The organism is Variovorax rhizosphaerae (assembly GCF_037889975.1).
GTDB lineage: Bacteria > Pseudomonadota > Gammaproteobacteria > Burkholderiales > Burkholderiaceae_C > Variovorax > Variovorax rhizosphaerae.
In genome coordinates this window covers 1-2,117 of sequence record NZ_JBBKZT010000094.1, presented here as the reverse complement: position 1 = coordinate 2,117, position 2,117 = coordinate 1, and the positions used below count along the sequence as shown (strand labels likewise).

Sequence of the window (2,117 nt, the reverse complement as noted above, 5' to 3'; positions counted from 1 at the left end):
ACCGGTCTCGGTATCGAGGAAGAACTGGCTGTTCGCGGGCTCCGAGCGTGGCGGGCGGGCCGCGGCGGTCGTCTTCAGCCTGGTCGAGACCGCAAGGCTCAACGGCATCGAACCTTACGCGTACCTGCGTGACGTGCTCCAGCGCATCAACGCTCATCGTCAGGATCGACTCGAGGACCTGCTGCCCATGCACTGGAAGCCGGCGTGAACCGTACGCCGCCGATGCAGGACCAGACGCTGGTGGACGCGTTGGACAACGCGACCAGCCTGGAGTTGATCCAGCTGAGCATGCTCGTGGAGCGCCTGCTCACGGATCCCAGGCGCATCGTGGCCCTGCGGTGACTCCTGCATCTCGGGCAGGTCGTGCGCTTCTACGACTGGAAGCATGACCAGATGCGCAACGCGCGCATCGTGCAGATGAAGGACACCCAGGTCTTGCTGCAGGAGGCCGAGACGCGCGTGCAGTGGACCTTGCCCTACGGGGCCATAGAGCCACCAGCGCCGGGCCAGGATCCCGAAGCCACATCCCCGGCACCACCGCCACAACCGGCAAGGCCTCTGCGCGCAGACTTCAAGCGTGGCGACAAGGTCTCCTTCGTCGATCGCCATCTGCACGCTCGAGTCGGCGTCATCGCTCGGGTGAACCAGCGAACCGCAAGTGTCGAATGCGAGGACGCCTCCTCATGGCGAGTTCCGTTCCACATGCTGCGTTACGTGATGGACATCTGAGCAACGGGGCTGCTCGGACAGATACAGATCAATGAAGTCATATCGGCCAATCAAACTCGCGATCGTGTAAAACGGTGCATACCGTGGCCCCCAGGAATTTCACGCTTGCGGCCTTGGCCGCCGGTCTGGTACTTGAAGCATGATGCACCCGAAGGGCGCCACGAGCCCGGTGTTATCTCGTTCTACTACGTCGAAGATTACAAGTGCGCCGATGGCGAAGTTACGGAAGTCACAACCGGCGCGGGCCGCCAGCGAGCGACGTTGCATAGCGCGCCCCGCCTCGGGACTCACAGGTGCGCTCCGATTCCTATCAAAGGATGAAATCGGGCCTACGCTGTCAGGCAAGGTTATGTTGTTCACCGTTCGGACCGACGGGCACAGAGTGCGATGGGATGTGAGCAGCGGTGGCAGCGTTTTCGGCAGCACGGTCGGCCGTCCTTATAAGGGCGGCGGCATGAGCGGTGTCTCGGGAGCGTGGGAGGTGAAAGATGACGGCGCCGTGTGCATGAAATGGCGCGACTTCCCAACCGATTGCAATTATTTCTTCTGGGATGGTCACAAGCTCAAGTTCACCTACGCACCGAATGCAAACGCAGCGGCCATAGGAGCTATCACGGTGGAATTTGAAAGGTGATGCTCTGATCGTGTATCGGGTGATGCATCAACGCCCCCCAACGCGCTGACAGCGCCTTGTCGCCCGAGCGGACGCTAGAGAGCCGAGTTAGAAATTCATTGAATCAAATCGGGTAGTGTGGCAACTACGAGAACTACGAGGTAATCATGCAGGCTTGGCTGGCCGCCAGTGGTATCGAGAAAGGCGCCCGCTTCCGGCGCATCCGCAAGGGCGGGCATCTGAGCGAGCCACTGGTACCTGCGGCGGTGCGGGACATTGTGAAGGAGCGCTGTGCGCTGGCCGGGGTGGAGGGAGAGTTCGCTGCGCACTCACTGAGGGCTGGCTTTGTGATGGAAGCGGGCAAGCAGGCCACGTCGCTGCCCAAGTAAATGGCAGCAATGACTGGTCACCACAGCGCGGCAATGTCGTGGGGTACTTCCGGGCCGATAGTTCGCTCAACAGCAAGGCCAGCCGCCTTGCTTGCGGGGCCGGTGCGGCTGCGGGGATCGCGCCCTCCTTTTGAGGACTGTAGAACAAACTGAATCCGATCCAATTTTGACGGTAGAGGGACGCTGCTCGGGGAGTGGAGAGGCGCTTCTAGCCACGGGTGCAGCAGGGTTCCGCCAACCGCTTTCTGGCGTTTCCCGACGATCTGAAGAGGAGGCCTGTGCTGGTCTAATTTCCCCGGACACCTCGATAGGTGGCAACCACCTGGAAGAGGAAGATGACCAAGAAGCTACGACGAACATTCAACGCGGAGTTCAAGCTGCAAGTA

Annotated in this window: 4 protein-coding genes and 1 pseudogene; all 5 read left to right on the top strand. The window is 61.0% G+C overall.

Annotated features, from left to right (window positions below; translation table 11 throughout):
- On the top strand, positions 1–208 hold a 208-nt coding region (locus WKW82_RS40405; protein ID WP_340348830.1), incomplete at its 5' end, for a transposase domain-containing protein.
- A complete protein-coding gene (locus WKW82_RS40400) occupies positions 205–342 on the top strand; it encodes a hypothetical protein (protein ID WP_340348829.1) in 138 nt (45 codons plus the stop codon). The genes WKW82_RS40405 and WKW82_RS40400, both read left to right, overlap by 4 nt.
- A 21-nt stretch (positions 343–363) precedes the next feature.
- Positions 364–729 (top strand): hypothetical protein, encoded by a 366-nt coding sequence (locus tag WKW82_RS40395; RefSeq protein ID WP_340348828.1) that lies wholly within the window; start codon positions 364–366, stop codon positions 727–729.
- A gap of 349 nt (positions 730–1,078) precedes the next feature.
- A complete protein-coding gene (locus WKW82_RS40390) occupies positions 1,079–1,363 on the top strand; it encodes a hypothetical protein (RefSeq protein WP_340348827.1) in 285 nt (94 codons plus the stop codon).
- Positions 1,364–1,503: 140 nt separating this feature from the next.
- Positions 1,504–1,865 (top strand): annotated as a pseudogene (locus WKW82_RS40385) (site-specific integrase); the annotation flags it as partial.
- Between the last annotated feature and the right edge of the window lie 252 nt (positions 1,866–2,117).